This window comes from Novosphingobium marinum, from assembly GCF_013408095.1.
Classification (GTDB): Bacteria; Pseudomonadota; Alphaproteobacteria; order Sphingomonadales; family Sphingomonadaceae; genus Novosphingobium; species Novosphingobium marinum.
On record NZ_JACBZF010000005.1, the window covers coordinates 158,612 to 173,464 of the forward strand.

10 protein-coding genes are annotated in these 14,853 nt (G+C 67.8%); 4 read left to right on the top strand and 6 right to left on the bottom strand.

Features of this window, described 5'->3' with window-relative positions:
- Complete coding sequence (gene gatB, locus FHS75_RS13870; protein WP_179408296.1) at positions 1-1,497, top strand: Asp-tRNA(Asn)/Glu-tRNA(Gln) amidotransferase subunit GatB; 1,497 nt, start codon at positions 1-3, stop codon at positions 1,495-1,497.
- A gap of 21 nt (positions 1,498-1,518) precedes the next feature.
- On the opposite strand, the gene FHS75_RS13875 is transcribed toward gatB, so the two are convergent.
- The 4 genes from FHS75_RS13875 to FHS75_RS13890 all read right to left on the bottom strand — a co-directional run bounded on the left by FHS75_RS13875 (position 1,519) and on the right by FHS75_RS13890 (position 6,974).
- The gene (locus FHS75_RS13875) at positions 1,519-1,821 is read right to left on the bottom strand and encodes a hypothetical protein (protein ID WP_179408297.1); all 303 of its coding nucleotides are present in this window, start codon (positions 1,819-1,821) and stop codon (positions 1,519-1,521) included.
- Positions 1,818-4,682: a M16 family metallopeptidase gene (locus tag FHS75_RS13880; protein ID WP_179408298.1), complete on the bottom strand. Its 2,865-nt coding sequence runs from the start codon at positions 4,680-4,682 to the stop codon at positions 1,818-1,820. Before FHS75_RS13880 ends, FHS75_RS13875 begins: the two co-directional genes overlap by 4 nt.
- Before the next feature lie 61 nt (positions 4,683-4,743).
- The gene (locus FHS75_RS13885; protein WP_229735615.1) at positions 4,744-6,246 is read right to left on the bottom strand and encodes a glycine betaine ABC transporter substrate-binding protein; all 1,503 of its coding nucleotides are present in this window, start codon (positions 6,244-6,246) and stop codon (positions 4,744-4,746) included.
- Entirely contained in the window at positions 6,243-6,974 is a 732-nt protein-coding gene (locus FHS75_RS13890; RefSeq protein ID WP_179408299.1) for an ATP-binding cassette domain-containing protein, read from the bottom strand. Before FHS75_RS13890 ends, FHS75_RS13885 begins: the two co-directional genes overlap by 4 nt.
- 173 nt (positions 6,975-7,147) lie before the next feature.
- Between FHS75_RS13890 and clpB the strand changes: the two genes are divergently transcribed.
- Complete coding sequence (gene clpB, locus FHS75_RS13895; protein ID WP_179408300.1) at positions 7,148-9,727, top strand: ATP-dependent chaperone ClpB; 2,580 nt, start codon at positions 7,148-7,150, stop codon at positions 9,725-9,727.
- A gap of 17 nt (positions 9,728-9,744) precedes the next feature.
- Here clpB and FHS75_RS13900 read toward each other — a convergent pair whose 3' ends face one another.
- Together FHS75_RS13900 and FHS75_RS13905 are read right to left on the bottom strand one after the other, a co-directional pair.
- A complete protein-coding gene (locus FHS75_RS13900; protein ID WP_179408301.1) occupies positions 9,745-11,523 on the bottom strand; it encodes a tetratricopeptide repeat-containing sulfotransferase family protein in 1,779 nt (592 codons plus the stop codon).
- Positions 11,520-12,245, bottom strand: a complete 726-nt coding sequence (locus tag FHS75_RS13905; RefSeq protein WP_179408302.1) for a 2OG-Fe(II) oxygenase — start codon at positions 12,243-12,245, stop codon at positions 11,520-11,522. The genes FHS75_RS13900 and FHS75_RS13905 overlap by 4 nt, the downstream gene beginning before the upstream one ends.
- Positions 12,246-12,318: 73 nt before the next feature.
- Between FHS75_RS13905 and FHS75_RS13910 the strand changes: the two genes are divergently transcribed.
- A complete protein-coding gene (locus FHS75_RS13910) occupies positions 12,319-13,068 on the top strand; it encodes a 2OG-Fe(II) oxygenase (RefSeq protein ID WP_179408303.1) in 750 nt (249 codons plus the stop codon).
- Positions 13,065-14,744, top strand: a complete 1,680-nt coding sequence (locus FHS75_RS13915; RefSeq protein ID WP_179408304.1) for a tetratricopeptide repeat protein — start codon at positions 13,065-13,067, stop codon at positions 14,742-14,744. The genes FHS75_RS13910 and FHS75_RS13915 overlap by 4 nt, the downstream gene beginning before the upstream one ends.
- The last annotated feature ends 109 nt before the right edge of the window (positions 14,745-14,853 follow it).

The following is a 14,853-nucleotide window of genomic DNA, read 5'->3' on the forward strand; positions in this document are numbered from 1 at the left end:
ATGAGCACATACCGCATCCAGGGCGCGACGGGCGAGTGGGAGGTCGTGATCGGCCTCGAGGTCCACGCGCAGGTCGTATCGAAGTCGAAGCTGTTCTCGGGCGCGGCGACCGCGTTCGGGGCAGAGCCGAATGCGCAGGTCAGCCTCGTCGATGCCGCGATGCCGGGGATGCTGCCCGTGCCAAACCGCGAATGCATCCGGCAGGCGGTGCGCACCGGCATGGCGATAGACGCGCAGATCAACAAATGGTCGCGCTTCGACCGCAAGAACTACTTCTACGCCGACCTGCCGCAGGGCTACCAGATCAGCCAGCTCTACCACCCGCTCGTGGGCGAGGGGCGGATCGAGATCACGCTCGACGAGAAGGACCCCGAAGGCTCGACCAAGACCGTCGGGATCGAGCGCATCCATGTCGAACAGGACGCCGGCAAGCTGATGCACGACCAGCATCCGACCATGAGCTACGTCGACCTCAACCGTTCGGGGGTCGCGCTGATGGAGATCGTCAGCCGCCCGGACATGCGCTCTCCCGCCGAGGCCGGGGCCTATGTCCGCAAGCTGCGCACGATCCTGCGCTACGTCGGATCGTGCGACGGCAACATGGAGGAAGGCTCGATGCGCGCCGACGTCAATGTCTCGGTGCGGCGGCCGGGCGAGCCCTTCGGCACGCGGACCGAGACCAAGAACGTCAATTCGGTGCGCTTCGTCATGCAGACGATCGAGCACGAGGCGCAGCGCCAGGTCGACGTGATCGAGGACGGCGGCACGGTGGTGCAGGAAACGCGGCTGTTCGATCCGAACACCGGCACGACTCGCTCGATGCGCTCGAAGGAAGACGCACACGATTATCGCTACTTCCCCGATCCCGACCTGCTGCCGCTGGAGCTCGACGACGATTTTCTTGCCGAATGCCGCGCCTCGCTGCCCGAGCTGCCCGACGCCAAGCGCCACCGGTACGAGGGCGACCTGGGCCTCACCGCCTATAACGCCGGCGAGCTGACCGCCGAGGTTGAGACGGCCGCCCGGTTCGAGACGCTGCTGGCCGAGACCGCGAAAGGGCAGGGCAAGTCCGAGAAGGACGTCGCGACGCAGGTGGCGAACTGGATCCTCTCGATCGCACCCGGCGTGATCAACGCGCTCGGTTCGGATGCGGACCTTGCTAACAATACTCCGGCGGCGAACGCGGCGATCCTCGCCATGCAGGCGAAGGGCGAGATCAGCGGCGGGCAGGCCAAGGAGATCTACGAGATCGTGCTGAAGACCGGTCGCGACCCGGCCGAGATCGCCGATGCAGAGGGCCTCAAACAGACTTCCGACACCGGCGCGATCGAAGCCGCGGTGGACAACGTCCTCGCCGACAATCCCGACAAGGTCGAAGCCTACAAGGGCGGCAAGGACAAGCTGTTCGGCTTCTTCGTCGGCCAGACGATGAAGGCGATGCAGGGCAAGGCCAACCCGCAGGTGGTCAACGACCTGCTCAAGCAGAAGCTGGGCTGACCGGCGCGGCGCGCGACCGCCTCAGGCGGTGCGCGTGCCCGTCACCGGGAACGTTCCGAACAGCCCTGCGCCGACTTCGCCGCTGAGCGTGTCGCCCGCGACGGTGGCCTCGCAGTCGAGCGAGACGGGCATGGGCTTGGTCAGCTCCATTTTCCAGGACAGCCGGTCGCCGTCGATCGTGCCTGCGACGTCCATCGAGCCGAGGTCTCCCGAGACCTGCCCGGTGAAACTGTTGCCATCGGGCGCGGGAGTGACGGCGAGCGTGAAGTTCTGCTCGCCCATCGGCGTTTTCGTGGAGCAGGCGTAGGTTCCGGCAACGGTCATTGGGCATTCTCTCCTGTTTCGCGGATTTCGATGGGCATGCCGAGTTCGCGCAACTGCGGCTCGACCACCTCGCGGTCGCCGACGATCACGTAGGTCAGCTGGTCGGGCCGCAGGTATTCGCTTGCCGCTGCCGCGATCGCGTCGGCATCGGTCGAACGGTAGATCTCGGCGAGCGTCTCGTAATAGTCGTCGGGCCGCCCGAGCCGCTGGTTCATGCGGATCGCGCCTAGCACCTGCGCGTTGGTCTCGAAGCTGTTGGGAAGCGCCCGGATCGCGCCGTCGGTCACGCGCTGGAGTTCCTCCTCCGTGACCGGCGCGGTGCCCGGAAAGCCTTCCATGTTGGTCACGATGGCGCGGATCGAATCGGCGGTGCGGTCCGCCTGCACGGGGGCGGACAGCACGAAGTAGCGCGGACCGACAGGCTTGGGGACGCCCGAGTAGACGCCGTAGCTCCACGCCTTTTCCTCGCGCAGGTCGGAATTGAGCCGGGCGAGGAAGCCGCCGCCGAGCACATCGTTGGCAAGGTCGAGCGCCTCGACGCCTCCCTGCGTGCCGGACAGCGGCAGCACGCGGCCCGCGTAGATCACCGACTGCGGCGAATTGGGCCGGTCGATGAGGACGATGCGCGGGCTTGCAGGCGGCGTCGCGGCGGCAAGATCGATCCTGGGCGCGGGGGCTGCGGGTACCTGCCAGTTACCGAAATGCCGTTCGAGCAGCGGCAGGAGCTGCGCCATCGTCACGTCGCCGACCACCGTAATCGTGGCGAGGTCGGGCCGCAGCCACTTGTCGTGCGCGGCCTGCAGGTCGGCGGGTGTCAGCGCCGAGAGCGACTCCTGCGTGCCCAGTCCGTCGCTCGGCTGGCCATAGGGATGCCCTTCGAAGACGAGCTTGCCGAACTCGCGGCTGGCAAGCGACGGGGGCGAGGCGAGGACCTGCGACAGTTGTGCCAGCCGCTGGTCCTTCAGCCGCGCGACTTCGGACGGTGCAAAGGCCGGACGGCGAACGATTCGAGCCATCAGGTCTAGCGAGGGACCGAGATTGGCGGTGAGCGCCGACATCGTCACCACGCTTTCGTCGAGGCTGCCGGTCGCGCTGATCGCCGCGCCCAGCCGCTCCTGCGCCTCGGCGATCTCGGTGGCGTTCATTCCCTCGGTGCCCTCGTCGAGCATTTCGAGCATCAGGCCCTGCGTTCCCGGCGTGTCGTAGGCGTCGGCGGCGTATCCGCCGTCGAACGCGAGCGACAGCATCACCTTGGGCACCGCCGTCCGGCGCGCCAGCGCTACCCCGATGCCGTTGGAAAGCTTCGCGCGCTCGATTTCCGGGAACACCAGGTCAGCTACCGGAGACACCTCGGGCGGGTGGCGCTCTGGCGCGGCGGGCAGCGGCGGTGCCGGCTTGCGGGCGTCGGGTTCGGGAGCAGGGCGGCTCGCCTCGTCGCCCCATCCGCCCATCAGCGCCCCGTCTTCGGTCCGCTCGCCGGGCACCACGTCGAGCGCGAAGACCGGGCGCGAAAGCCAGGTGTCGAGCGCGGTCCGCACGTCGGCCGGCGTGAGGCTCGCCATCGCGGCGAGGTCCTTCGCGAACTTTTGCGGGTCGCCCGAGTACATCTCGCCCTCGGCCAGCGTGGCGCCCTTGCCGTAGAAGCCGCCCACCTTCTCGAGCGCGCCGATCTGCGCCGAGACGACACTGGTCACCGCGCGGCGCACTTCGTCCTCGGTCGGTCCCTCTGCACGGTAACGGGCAATGACCTCGTCGAAGCGCTTTTCGGCAGCGGCGCGGTCAACGCCGGGCTTCACGTCCATCTCGGCGTTGAGGAAGCTCACCTGCTCGAAGACCTGCGCGCTCGCCCGCACCGCGACGGCAAGCTGGTCGCCGCGCACCAGCGCGTTGTCGAGCCGCGAACTGGCCAGTCCGCCAAGGATGTGCATCCCGATCATCAGCGCCGGGGAATCGGCCGCATTCAGGCCCGGCCCGCTCCACACGCGGTGCAGGCGGGTGACCGGCACCTGATCGACCATCGTTCGGGTGACGGGCGCGTCGAGGGTGACGGGGCCGGCCTCGGCCTGCGGGACTTCTGGGCCGGGTTCGAGATCGCCGAACCACTTTTCGACCAGCGGGCGGGCGGTGGCCGCGTCGATGTCGCCCGACATGACCATGACGACGTTGTTGGGGCCGTAGTTCTCGCGGAACCAGTTGCGCACGTCGACGAGCGTCGCCGCCTCGAGGTCGGCCATCGAGCCGATGGTGGAATGGCGATAGGGATGACCGACGGGGAACAGACCGTCGCCGGTGACGTAGTCGACGAGGCCGTACGGCTGGTTGTCGCCCTGCCGCTTCTCGTTCTGGACGACGCCCCTCTGCTTGTCGAGCTTGTCCTGGGTGACTGCGGGCAACAGGTAGCCCATGCGGTCGCTTTCGAGGAACAGCGCGAGTTCGAGCGCGCCTGTCGGGATCGTGACGACGTAATTGGTACGGTCGTACCAGGTCGACCCGTTGGTCGTCGTCGATCCGGCGGCTTCGAGCGGCACGTCGAAATTCGGCGCGTTGGCCGATCCGCCGAAGAACAGGTGCTCGTAGAGGTGGGCAAAGCCGGTGCGTCCGCGCGGTTCGTGCTTCGAGCCGACGCGATAGTAGATCGTCACGCCGACGATGGGGGCCTTGCGATCGGTATGAACGATCGTGGTCAGACCGTTGTCGAGTTCGAACTTCTCGTAGGGAATCGCGACTTGCGAGACGAGCGCATCCAGCGGCGCGGTCGCCTCGGTAGCGACAGGGGCGTTCGGTGCCTCCTGCGCGATTGCCGAGGGCTGGAGGGCTGCCAGCGTGACGGTGGCGAGGGCGGTTGACAGGATGCGGCGCATGGGTCTCGCTTCTTGGTGACGGTTCGCCGTCCAGCCTATCGACTGGATTGCGCGCGCGCCATCACTGTTTCGCACCTTGCTCCGCCTGCTTCAGCCCGCGTGGCGTGACGCGGCGCTGGACGAGGTTGAACAGCATCTCGAAAGCGAGCGCCATCGCGGCGGCGGGGATTGCGCCTTCCAGGATCGTACCCGTGTCGTTGAGGCGGATGCCGGTCAGGATCGGCTGGCCATATCCGCCCGCACCGATGATCGCGCCAAGCGTCGCGAGGCCCACCGCGATCACCGCCGCCGTCTTGATCCCCGCCATGATCGTCGGCAGCGCCAGCGGCAGCTCGATGCGTCGCAACCGCGCCGCGCGCGACAGGCCGAGCGCATCGGCACTGTCGATCAGCGTCGGCGAGATCCCGGTCAGCCCCGCATGGGTGTTCCGCACGATCGGCAGCAGCGAATAGAGAAACAGCGCCGCAATCGTCGGCGCCGCTCCGATGCCGAGCACGGGGATGAGGATTACGAACAGCGCGAGGCTGGGGATCGTCTGCAGGAGGCCGGTTGCCGACATCACCGCGCCGCCGACTTTCCTGCGCCGGGCCGCGAACACGCCGAGCGGTATCGCGACGAGGAGCGCGCCCGCAAGCGCTATGGCGACAAGCGCGAGGTGCTCCAGCGTGCGGTCCCATATGCGCTTCCACCGGCCCGGCGCGGCGTCGGCTCCCGCGTTGTCCCGGCCCAGTGCGAGGCGCGCGGCGGCGGTTTCGCCCATCCCCTCCATGCGCACCATGCGGTTGAGTTCGCGCATGCGCGCCTCGTCGATGCTCCCGGAAAGCGAATCCAGCGCGCGCACCGCTGTGTCGGGCAATCCGGAGCGGTAGACGTATACCGCGTCGTAGCGGGGAAAGAACGTGCGGTCGTCCTCGAGCACGACCAGGTCGAAGGCCTCGATCTCGGCATCGGTGGTGTATGCGTCGGTCAGGTCGATCTGCCCGGCGGCGAGCGCGCGGTAGGCCAGGTCGTGGTCGATCCCCCGCACGTCGAGGCTGCCGAGACCGTAAGCTTTCGACAGCGCGCGCCAGCCGTCGGCGCGGGCGACGAATTCGTTGCCTACCGCGATGTCGAGGTCGGGATGCGCGGCAAGGTCGCTGATCTTCCCGATGGCGAGGCGCTGCGCGGTATCGCGGCGCATCGCCAGCGCATAGCCATTCGAAAATCCGAGCGGCGCGGTCATGGCGAGGCCGCGCGCCGCAAGCGCATCGTGCAATGCGGCATCGTCGGGCAGGCGCAGGTCCGACAGGATCTCGAACCGCAGGGTGCCCGTGTAGTCCGGGTAGACGTCGATCTCGCCGGTCCGCAACGCGTCCCACAGGATGCGGCTGCCGCCCAGCTCGCGCCGGTGCGAAGCCTCGATACCCGCATCCTCGAGCGCGATGCGGGCGATTTCGCCGAGGATTACGCTCTCGGTAAATTTCTTCGATCCGACCTCTTCCGCGCGCGCAGGCGTCGAGGGCATGAGGCCGAGCCATGTCGCGAGCGCCGCGAGGACGATCAGCGCTGCGGTGATCCGCCTCACAACGCGTCCTCGGCGGCGAGGAATTCGGCGACGAACGGGTCGGCCGGGTTGGCGACGAGATCGCCGATCGCGCCCTGCTGCACGATTCGCCCGTCGCGCATCAGGATTGCGCGGCTCGCTTCCCCGTCCTGCGCGAAGAAGCGCGCTTCGCCGAGGCTGTGCGTCACGATCACCACGGTCTTTCCGAGCCGCGCGAAGATGCCGCGCAACTCGCGGGCAAGGCGAACGCGCGTCACCGGATCGAGCGCCGAAAGCGGCTCGTCGAGCAGCAGCACTTTCGGATCGAGCATGAGCGCGCGCATCAGGGCCACACGCTGGCGCTGGCCGCCCGAAAGCTCGCCGGGAAAGCGGTCGAGCTGGTCGCCATCGAGCGCCACGAGCGCAGCCAGTTCGTCGATCCGTGCGGCAATGCGCGCTTCTTCCCAGCCAAGTTCGCGCGCCATCAGCGAAACGTTTCCGCGCGCGGTCAGGTGCGGGAACAGGCCGCCGTCCTGAATGACATAACCCAGCCGACTTCGCACCGCTCGCCACTCCGAGACCGGTTTGCCCTCGAACCGAAGCTCGCCCTCTGCCGGGGTGAGGCCCGCAAGGCTGCGCAGCAGCGTGGACTTGCCCGATCCCGAAGGCCCGAGCAGCACGACCGTCTCGCCCTCGCCGATGGAAAGGTCGGTGGGCGCCAGCGCCTCGACGCCGTCGTATCGGACGGCCAGCCGGTCGAGTTCGAACATCGCTCACGGTTCTAGCAATTCGCGGCGGCAACACCATCTCTGCCCGTGCACCCTTCCGGTGTTGCGCAAAATCAATGCGCGAGCGCGCGGTCCGGAGCGATAAAAACAGATCACAGACACTTGTGTTGCATATATGCAACACTATATCGGCGGGACAGGAGGCATTCACACCCATGAATCTCGAAAAGTTCACCGATCGCGCCAAGGGATTTCTCCAGAGCGCGCAGACCGTCGCGATCCGCATGAACCACCAGCGGATCGGTGCCGAGCACTTGCTGAAGGCGATGCTCGAGGACAACGAAGGCATGGCCGCCGGGCTGATCCAGCGCGCGGGCGGCAATCCGCTGTTCGCGCAGGAGGAAGTCGACAAGGCGCTCGCCAGGGTGCCTGCCGTTTCGGGCAGCGGCGCGCAGGCGAGCCCCGGGCTCGACAACGATGCCGTGCGCGTGCTCGACCAGGCCGAGCAGATCGCGACGAAATCGGGCGACAGCTACGTCACCGTAGAGCGGCTGCTGGTCGCGCTCGCGCTGGCAACCACGACGGCTGCCGGGCAGGCGCTGAAGGCGGCGAACGTCACGCCGCAGGCTCTCGAAGCGGCGATCACCGAACTGCGCGGCGGCCGCACGGCCGACACCGCCTCTGCCGAGGAGAGCTACGAAGCGATGAAGAAGTACGCGCGCGACCTGACCGAGGCAGCGCGCGCCGGCAAGCTCGACCCTGTCATCGGGCGCGACGAGGAAATCCGGCGCACAGTGCAGATCCTCGCCCGGCGTACCAAGAACAACCCCGTCCTCATCGGCGAACCCGGTACCGGCAAGACCGCCATCGCCGAGGGCCTCGCGCTGCGCATCGCCAATGGCGACGTGCCCGATTCGCTCAAGGACCGGCGGCTGATGGCGCTCGACATGGGCGCGCTGATCGCGGGTGCGAAGTATCGCGGCGAATTCGAGGAGCGCCTCAAGGCAGTGCTCGACGAAGTGAAGAACGCCGGGGGCGACATCATCCTGTTCATCGACGAGATGCACACGCTGATCGGCGCAGGCGCGTCGGAAGGCTCGATGGACGCGGGCAACCTGCTCAAGCCGGCGCTGGCGCGCGGGGAACTGCACTGCATCGGCGCGACCACGCTCGACGAGTACCAGAAGTACGTCGAGAAGGACGCCGCGTTGCAGCGGCGGTTCCAGCCGGTCTTCGTTGACGAACCGACGGTCGAGGACACGATCTCGATCCTGCGCGGGCTCAAGGAAAAGTACGAGTTGCACCACGGCGTGCGCATCACCGACGGGGCGCTCGTTTCGGCGGCGCAGCTTTCTAACCGCTACATCACCGACCGATTCCTGCCCGACAAGGCCATCGACCTCATGGACGAGGCGGCGAGCCGCATCCGCATGGAAGTCGAATCGAAGCCCGAGGAGATCGAGGCGCTCGACCGGCGCATCGTGCAGCTCAAGATCGAGGAGCAGGCGCTCCAGAAGGAAAGCGACCAGGCATCGAAGGACCGTCTCGGGACCCTGCGCGAGGAACTCGCCAACCTCGAACAGCAGTCGAGCGAGCTGACCACCCGCTGGCAGAACGAGCGCGACAAGATCGCGTCCGAAGGCAGGATCAAGGAACGTCTCGACCAGGCGCGGCTCGAACTCGAACAGGCGCAGCGGTCTGGCGACCTGGCACGCGCGGGGGAGCTGTCCTACGGCGAGATTCCGCAGCTCGAGAAGCAGCTTGCCGAGGCCGAGAGCCAGACCGGCAACGCACTGCTGCGCGAGGAAGTGACCGAGGACGACATCGCATCGATCGTCAGCCGCTGGACCGGCGTTCCCGTCGACAAGATGCTCGAAGGCGAGCGCGAGAAGCTGCTGCGCATGGAGGAAGTGCTCGGCAAGCGCGTTATCGGGCAGGCGCAGGCGGTCGAGGCCGTTTCCAAGGCCGTGCGCCGCGCGCGCGCCGGCCTCCAGGACCCGAACCGGCCGCTGGGATCGTTCCTCTTCCTCGGCCCCACCGGCGTCGGCAAGACCGAGCTGACCAAGGCGCTGGCCGAATTCCTGTTCGACGACGACCAGGCGATGGTCCGCATCGACATGTCCGAATTCATGGAGAAGCACGCGGTTGCGCGGTTGATTGGCGCGCCTCCGGGCTATGTCGGTTATGAAGAGGGCGGGAAGCTAACCGAATCGGTTCGCAGGCGTCCCTATCAGGTGGTGCTGTTCGACGAAGTGGAGAAAGCGCACCCCGACGTTTTCAACGTCCTGCTGCAGGTGCTCGACGACGGCAGGCTGACAGATGGGCAGGGTAGGGTGGTCGATTTCTCGAACACGCTGATCATCATGACATCGAACCTCGGGAGCCAGTTCCTCTCGAACCTCGAGGAGGGGCAGGACGTCGATGTGGTCGAGCCGCAGGTGATGGAAGTGGTGCGCGGGCATTTCCGGCCCGAATTCCTCAATCGTCTCGACGAGATCATCCTGTTCCACCGCCTGGGTCAGGAGCACATGGGTCCGATCGTCGAGATTCAGGTCGGCCGGGTGCAGAAGCTTCTGCGCGACCGCAAGATCGAACTGGACCTGACCGATGCCGCCAGGCGCTGGCTCGGCAGGGTGGGATACGATCCCGTCTACGGCGCGCGGCCACTCAAGCGCGCGGTGCAGCGGTACCTGCAGGACCCGCTCGCCGAGAAGCTTCTGGCGGGCGAAGTGCCCGACGGATCGACGGTGAAGATCGACGAGGGCGATGGCGAACTTCGGATGGCGATCGAATAACCGCCTCATTTCGGCGCTCACCCCTTCGCGAGCAGCGCCTCCTGCCGCTCGCGGAGCCGGGTCAGCGTAGCCGCATGCCCGGCGAACAGCTCGGAGTATCCTTCGGGCATCGGGGCCGGCCGGATCGGCTGGCGCACTTGCGCGGCGCTGTAGGTGGGCACCGGCTGGCTGCGGCTTTCGGGTTCGAGGCAGGCCGGTTCGAAATCGAGGCCGAGCCATTCGAACAGGCCGCGCGCCTCGACTTCCGGATCGCGCGCGAATGCCTCGAAGTCCAGCACGCGCATGTCGAGGCCGAGCGATTGCCATCGTTCGAGGGCTTCGAGCTGCAATTCGACCGCGTCGAGTATCGTGCCGATTGCGTGCGCGTAGCCGAAGCGCGCGGGAAACCGCCGCAGCCAGATCGACAGGGCGATCGCTTGCGGATCGCGCAACGGGCAGAGAAACCGCGCGCCCGGATGGATCGCCGCTATGCCGCCGGCCGCGAACATCGCGTGCGGCGCCTTGTCCACCACCAGTTTCGCCTCGCCCGCCTGCCTCGCCATTCCGCGCAAGTCCGCATCGCGAAGCTGTGCGAACCGGGCCGCCCGCTCTTCGGCAGAAAGCGCGGATAGCGCATCCGGGTCGTCCACGAGGTACGGCAGCAGCGCGGCCCTCTCGCCCACCGATGAACAGCCCGGCCCGGCCGCGAGCACCGACTGCACGAGCGAGCCGCCCGAACGCGGCATGCCGACGATGTAGAGCAGGCGCGGCGTCTCCCCGGATGGGGAGAGCTCGTCATTTTCCCTCGCGAAGCGGACATTCGCCTCGAACACTTCGCGCAGTGCCGCCACCCCGTAATGTTCGTCCGGAACCCCGAGCGCATGGCCCTTGAGCGCGTGCGCGATGGCAGCTCCTGCATCGCCCTCGCGGCTGCGGTACTGGGCGAGGGCGAGATGGAGCGCGCTGCGGTCGCCGTCCGGAACGTCTTCGTCTTCAGCCTGCCGCCTTGCCTCGGCCAGCAACCTTGCTTTCGCATCGTCGTGCCGCACCAGATAGCTTGCCAGCACCGGCGCGGGCGCATTGTCGTCATCGAGCGCGGATTCGAGCGCTGTTCTTGCCCCGCGCGCATCGCCGCGCCAGTGCCGGACCGTCGCCAGCGCCAGAGCCGCGCGTGCGTCCGCCGGGTCCGCCGCGATCAGGTTTCGCGCGATCGCTTCGGCCATGTTGTACTCGAACACCGCGAGCGAGAGCGACAGGACGAAGTGCAGGTCCTCGCTTACCTGCTCGTCGAAGGTCGCGCCTGCTCCGGGGATGAGGTGCTGCGCTGCAACCAGCGCTTCGTAGTTGTCGCCGAGGGTCCGGAGCGTCGTTGCCTGCAACCGCGCGACGGGTCGCGGCACTGTGTCCATTGCCACGAGCGGTGCAAGCGCCTGCGCGGTCTCGCGGTGCTTGCCGAGCCGCGATGCCGCGCGCGCATGGGCGAACACGACTTGCGGCTCGCCGCCGCCGCGAGCGATGGCCTCGCCGAACTGCTCGTACGCCCCCTGCCAGTCCTCCGCCTTCTCGAGGCCTTGCCCTAGGTTGAACCGAAACATCGGCTCCGCCGGATCGAGGGCAACCGCTTCCCTAAGCGGCGGCAGCGCGGCTTCCGGGTCGGAAGGCAGCAGCGCCAGACCCAGCAGCGAACTTGCCTCTGCCCGCAGCGGCGCCTCGAGCGATGGATCGGCCAGCGCGTCGCGGCACGCCTGCGCCGCCTGCGGATGATCGCCGCTCGCCAGCAGCGCGACCGCAAGATCGAGCGAGTCGCCGCCGCTCATCCCGGTGAGCCCGTGCGCAGCCAGCCCGTCACCGAATAGCGGCGGAAGCCCGCAGCGCGCGTGACTTCGCTGACGCTGTGGAGCGAGGGCACGCGGAACAGGTTGAGCGTATTGAGCGCAGGCGCGAAACCCCGCTCGACGTTGCCTTCCCCATCGTGGAACAGCAGCAGCCCGCCCCACTCGGTCCGCCATTTCGGCGTCAGCCCGAAGACGTAGGCGGCGCGCCGGTTCTTGCCCTCGACCGCGTCGTCGTGCGCGGTCAGGAAATCGCCCGGCGAGTAGGCCGTCGCCTGCCCGTCTGCGAAGGCGATGTCGTCCGCGCCCGTGACGGCCCGCAGGAAGTCGCGCGCCTCGTCCTGCGAAAGCCATGAAACCAGCGCGGCGACCGGATCGTCGCTCTCCTGCCGGGACGCTGCGTCGTCGGGCACGCGGATCGTCTCGTAGCGGTACTGGAAGCCGTAGCGAGCCGCCGCATGGATCGAATTGTCGAGTTCGCGCCGCTTTTCGGGCGGGAGCGAGGCTTGCCCGGCGCGGTCGATTTCCATCACCTTCTCGCCTGCGTTGAACACCTGCCGCCAGTCTTCGCGGGCGCGCAGGTTCGCGTGAAGCCGCTCGGCGGCATCGCCTGCCAGGAAATCGCGTAGCTGGAGGCGGCCATGCCGGGCGAAGCTTGCCGCGAGTTCGGTCGCATCGAGGCGCGGATTGATCGTGAAACCGGTCATGTCCAGCCTGTTCCTGCCTATGTTGCCCTTGCCGGGACGCGCCATCGGTCCCTAGTAGGAAGCCATGCAGTCCATGTCCAATTCGTCCACCGGCGAGATCCGGATTTTCGACGTGAACCCCGCGCTAGACCGCGCCGCGCTCGCCGAGCAATTCAGCCGCAATCGCCGCATCCAGATCCGCGACGTGCTGACCGACGAGTCCGCGAGAAACCTGCACGGCATCCTCGCTCGCGAGACGCCGTGGGGGCTTGCCTGGCATGCCGCCGAAGACGGGCCGCACAACATCCGGCGCGAGGATCTTGCAACGCTTTCGCAGGACGAGCGGGTCGCGATTGCGCGCAAGCTCGATACCGCGATGCGCGGGACGGACTACGGCTTTACCTATGCGCAGTACCCGATGCTCGATGCCTACCTGAAGAAGTGGTCGCCCGGCAGCCCGCAGGACGCGGTGCTCGAACTCATCAACGACCAGCCTTTCCTCGACCTGATCCGCGAGGTAAGCGGCATCGCCGAGCTCGTGAAGGCCGATGCGCAGGCGACGCTCTACGGGCCGGGGCATTTCCTCGCTCAGCATGACGACAGCCATGTCGCCGAAGGCTGGCGGCTCGCCTACGTGCTCAACCTGTGCAACACCGACTGGCGGCCCGAATGGGGCGGCTACCTCAATTTCTATCGCGAGGACGGCGACATCGAGCAGGGTTTCCGGCCCCGCTTCAACGCGCTCAATCTCTTCGCCGTACCGCAGCGCCACGCGGTGTCCTACGTCCCGCCGTTTGCGCCGCCAGAGCGCCTTGCCATCACCGGCTGGTTCCGCGACCGATGAGCCAGGCCAACATCGCCGTCCTGCGCCAGGGCGCGCTCGATGCGGAGAAGGCGGGCAGGCCGGAGGAGGCCGCCGCGCTGTTCGACCGTGCGCTGGAGGAATCGCCCAAGGATGCCGCCCTGTGGAACAGCGCCGCGGGCAGCGCGCTGCGCATGAGCGACGGCGAACGGGCAGTGACGATGTTCCGCATGGCGCTGACGCTCGATCCGCGCTCGCTCGAATGCGCGATCAACCTCGGCATTGCCCTGCGCAAGGTCGGCCGGCCGCGCGAGGCCATCGAGGAACTGGCCAAGTACGAGGACGAGGCGGTCAACGACGCGCGTTACTGGTCGGTACGCGGCGCGGCGGAGCGCGACGTCGGCAAGCTGGCCGCCGCCGCGCGGTCCTACGATCATTGTCTCGCGCTCAAGGCCGATCACAAGCAGGCGCTGCAGGGTCGTGCGCGGGTTGCGCTCGAACGCGGCGAAGCCAACGCGCGCGAGCGGTTCGAGCGCGCGCTGCAGGCGCAGAAGGGCGATGCGCAGGCCTGGCTGGGCTTCGCGCAGGCTCTCGACGTTTCCGGCCAGCCCCAGGAGGCCCTGAAGATCGCGACGCAGCTTGCCGAGCAGGCACCGCAATGGACCGACGGCCTCGATTTCCTCGCGCAGATGCGGATCGCGACCGGGCAGGGCGGGGATTTCGCATCGGGATACGCCGCCGCGGTGAAGCGCGTGCCGCAGGACAAGGCGGTGCGGTTCGCCTGGGCGCGCTCGCTCGCCGGTGTCGACCGCTACGCCGATGCGGCGGATGTCGCGGCACGGGCTGCGCGCGATTTCGCGGACGAGCCGGGCTTTCGCCTGCTCGAAGCCATTCATGCCGGCGAGGCGGGAGACGACGAGCGCGCCGAACGCATATTCGCCGCGCTCGATCTGCAGAGCGAGGATCGCCTCCTGCACGAGGCGCGGCATCGCCTGCGACGGCACGAGGCCGATCGCGCCGAAGAACTGCTGGCACGGGCCCTCGCCGACGATCCGTTCTCCGTCGCCGGATGGGCGCTACGCTCGATCGCGTGGCGCATGCTCGGCGATCCGCGCAACGAATGGCTCAACGGGCAGGAGGGTCTGGTGCAACTGCTCCCGCTGCCGCTCGACGAGGACACGTTCGAGGCGGCGCGCAAGAGCCTGCACGGGCTGCACGATCGTTCGGCGTTGCCCATCGGTCAGTCGGTGCGCGGCGGCACGCAGACGCGGGGGCGCATATTCTCGCGGACCGAGCCCGAATTCCTGGCCCTGGGCAGGGCGGTGGCCGAGGCTCTGGAGACCTATCGTTCGGGCCTGCCGCCCCTCGACGAGACGCACCCGCTGCTCAGGCTGCGCGACGCGCCGTTGCATTTCGCGGGTTCGTGGTCGGTTCGGCTGGTGAGCAACGGGCACCATACCGGCCACGTCCATCCACGCGGGGTGCTGTCCTCGGCGCTCTACATGGAATTGCCCGAAGGACTGGGCGCGGGGGATCGCGACGGCTGGCTCGAACTGGGCAGGCCGCCGGCGGACCTGCGTCTCGACATGCCGCCGATGCGGATCGTCGAGCCGAAGCGCGCACACCTCGCGCTGTTTCCCAGCTCGCTCTACCACGGGACGCGGCCGTTCGAGGGCGGCTGCCGCATGACCGTGGCCTTCGACGTCGTTTCCGACTGAGCTTTCGCGGGATCGTCCGGCAGGCTGCCGGGCTCTCGCTCACGAGAAAAAGAAAAAGGGCGGCGGCACCGAAGTGCCACCGCCCCTTTTTTCAGGTCGTGTTCCGAAG

Excerpts from the sequence above, each read along its gene's own strand:
- gatB (WP_179408296.1), top strand. The coding sequence starts at position 1 with ATGAGCACATACCGCATCCAGGGCGCGACGGGCGAGTGGGAGGTCGTG.
- FHS75_RS13875 (WP_179408297.1), bottom strand. The coding sequence starts at position 1,821 with ATGACCGTTGCCGGAACCTACGCCTGCTCCACGAAAACGCCGATGGGC.
- FHS75_RS13880 (WP_179408298.1), bottom strand. The coding sequence starts at position 4,682 with ATGCGCCGCATCCTGTCAACCGCCCTCGCCACCGTCACGCTGGCAGCC.
- FHS75_RS13890 (WP_179408299.1), bottom strand. The coding sequence starts at position 6,974 with ATGTTCGAACTCGACCGGCTGGCCGTCCGATACGACGGCGTCGAGGCG.
- clpB (WP_179408300.1), top strand. The coding sequence starts at position 7,148 with ATGAATCTCGAAAAGTTCACCGATCGCGCCAAGGGATTTCTCCAGAGC.
- FHS75_RS13900 (WP_179408301.1), bottom strand. The coding sequence starts at position 11,523 with ATGAGCGGCGGCGACTCGCTCGATCTTGCGGTCGCGCTGCTGGCGAGC.
- FHS75_RS13905 (WP_179408302.1), bottom strand. The coding sequence starts at position 12,245 with ATGACCGGTTTCACGATCAATCCGCGCCTCGATGCGACCGAACTCGCG.
- FHS75_RS13910 (WP_179408303.1), top strand. The coding sequence starts at position 12,319 with ATGTCCAATTCGTCCACCGGCGAGATCCGGATTTTCGACGTGAACCCC.
- FHS75_RS13915 (WP_179408304.1), top strand. The coding sequence starts at position 13,065 with ATGAGCCAGGCCAACATCGCCGTCCTGCGCCAGGGCGCGCTCGATGCG.